Origin of the sequence: Sphingobium psychrophilum (assembly GCF_012927105.1) — a bacterium.
GTDB classification, from domain to species: domain Bacteria; phylum Pseudomonadota; class Alphaproteobacteria; order Sphingomonadales; family Sphingomonadaceae; genus Sphingobium; species Sphingobium psychrophilum.
In genome coordinates, this window is the sequence record NZ_JABBFV010000064.1 from 1 (window position 1) to 2,400 (window position 2,400).

General features: G+C 45.0%; 2 protein-coding genes. One reads left to right on the forward strand and one right to left on the reverse strand.

Going from position 1 to position 2,400, the window contains the following annotated elements:
* The first annotated feature begins 549 nt into the window (after positions 1-549).
* Complete coding sequence (locus HHL08_RS25130) at positions 550-1,218, forward strand: PilZ domain-containing protein (RefSeq protein ID WP_169575571.1); 669 nt, start codon at positions 550-552, stop codon at positions 1,216-1,218.
* A gap of 84 nt (positions 1,219-1,302) precedes the next feature.
* Here the strand turns inward: HHL08_RS25130 and HHL08_RS25135 are convergent, their stop codons facing one another.
* The gene (locus tag HHL08_RS25135) at positions 1,303-2,127 is read right to left on the reverse strand and encodes an undecaprenyl-diphosphate phosphatase (RefSeq protein WP_169575572.1); all 825 of its coding nucleotides are present in this window, start codon (positions 2,125-2,127) and stop codon (positions 1,303-1,305) included.
* Positions 2,128-2,400: the final 273 nt, after the last annotated feature.

The following is a 2,400-nucleotide window of genomic DNA, read 5'->3' on the forward strand; positions in this document are numbered from 1 at the left end:
CGCCGCAAACCTGAGCCTCTGCAAGCTCAACCGACCCCAAAAAATGTAGTGGTAACACTTGCGCCGGCGCGCGCATGCCATTGAACATAAACGGCTTTTGTGAAAGCGCTGTTCAAGTTGGGTTTGGGCCGTACCCCAGATATCCGCAGATCAGAATTTCAATAGACCAATCAAGCCACTCGAACCACCGCGATGATAACATACCGCAACGCCGTTCTCGCTTGAAGCGACAACGGCGCGCACGCCCCCGAAAAACGCCAAAAACCGAAGCGGCAAGTCACCCGCTAATGGCAACGATTGTCAATTGCATTGCTGCTGCCAAAGAGGTAAATTCGCAACGACGTTAGAATTAAGGACAGTTAATAAATATATTTACAAGCTTTATCATAGACTTATACGATAATACTCGCTCTAAAATGCCTAATACCACTTTCATATTATCAGATATGAAAGTCCAATAATATTGATATTATGTATTCGTTTTATTCCATTATGGAAATCAAAATTTCATTATATAGTTGCCTGCAATATCATGTATAGGGGAAATATATGACACAATATAAGCATAGCGAGAACCCTTCTTTAGACCAAAATAAACAAATCGATGATAATGCACAAGAAAGTCCTGAAAACGAGAACAGAAGAAAGTCGGCGCGAAATATTTCTGTTCTTCAGATTGGTAAACTTGTCACAGAACGTGACCAAATGCTTTGCCTTGTTAAAAATATATCAGCAGGTGGTGCCAAAGTTTATGCATTGCGATCGCTTGCAGTAGACAAGCGACTACGCATTGAATTTAGAAGCGGGATTACGGTCGACGGCTCAACGATTTGGGCCGACGGTTTAACGGCCGGCATTCGCTTTGATCATGAAATCGACATATCGCAATTAGTCGGCTCGGGAGCAGAATCGATCAGGGCAGGACAGTTTCCCCGCCATCCTCGCCTCGATATCATTGCCGCAGCAACGATGAAATGGGACGAGTCCTCGGCCGCAGGGGAAGTCATTAATATTTCTCAGACAGGTGTATGCATCGAAGCCCACCCTCTGCCTTTGGTACACCAGCGCGTGACTTTGAAAGTCGAAAATCTTCCGACGCTGCAGGCTCGGGTTGTTTGGCGGAATGACAGAAGGGCTGGATTAGCCTTCAACCAATCACTGCCTTATGAGATGTTGGGCCATTGGGTGATGGAACAGCGCCCGCGTCGATTTCTGTAAATGTGAAATATAATCTAGTCACATGATCATATCAGTTAAGTTTATAGTATATGGATTATAGTATTGTACCATTTACCTTAATTTTTATTGCGGCTCAATAATACCGGTAGATAATAATATCATTAAAAATGCACCTGCAAATAATCGATAATAAACAAATAATCTATAGCCCTTTGTGGATACTAATTTAAGAAAAACGATTATGGCGCAATATCCTGTTACAAATGATACTATAGTTGCAATAATAGTAGGAATTGCAGCAGAAGACGAAAATGTGTTCCACTTTGAAATTAGTTGAAAAAACCCAGCGGCAAACACAGCTGGGATGGCCAATAGGAAAGAGTAACGCGCAATCGTATCCTTCGTATACCCCAGAAATAGACCGGCCGTGATCGTGCCGCCGGAGCGAGATACGCCAGGAATGAGTGCTAAGGCTTGAGCGAGACCAAGGATAAAGCCGTCACGAGCGGATAGTTGATCAAGAGTCAGTGCTTTACGTCCGTAGAATTCACCAGCCCCCAACAATAATCCAAAAAATACCAGCATCGATGCAGTGATGTAAAGGCTCCGCATAGTGCCTTCAATTGCATCTTTGAATAAGACCCCGAAAATCGCGATTGGCAATGTCCCTAAAATGATGAGCCATCCCAGTCGAGCGTCTTGACTTCTCATATTGGTCGATGACCAGGGCTGCGAAAGCCAGGCTCGTACAATCCTCCAAATATCTTGCCGGAAATATAATAGAACGGCAGCTTCCGTCCCGATCTGCACGACAGCCGTGAAAGCAGCGCCTGGATCACCAGATGACAAGAACGTTCCAGCTATCCTTAGATGGGCGCTCGATGAAATTGGAAGGAACTCGGTCAATCCTTGAATTATTCCAAATATTATTGCGTCAACCGAATTCATCCAAACCTCCCATCAAACCAAAAATCGATCGGAATCATCCAAGCATTTCGATTGCAATCCAGATGTTGTGGATATGAAGTGCGTGAGCACGAGTAAAGCTCAATGGATGCGATCTGGATGGGTTATTCCTTTTTACGCATCGTGATGGAGTCTAAGAGCCCTCTGTGGTTGCCGCCCGTGAGGCAAGAAGTTTTTGAACCGGTGAACAGGTGATCGAGCGCGGTCTTCTGTCAGGCCTTTGATTGCAGCGTTTTCCAGAAGCCGCTGGCCGGT

Bases quoted from the DNA above. Each gene is read 5' to 3' on its own strand.
- HHL08_RS25130 (WP_169575571.1), top strand. From the start codon at position 550: ATGACACAATATAAGCATAGCGAGAACCCTTCTTTAGACCAAAATAAA.
- HHL08_RS25135 (WP_169575572.1), bottom strand. From the start codon at position 2,127: ATGAATTCGGTTGACGCAATAATATTTGGAATAATTCAAGGATTGACC.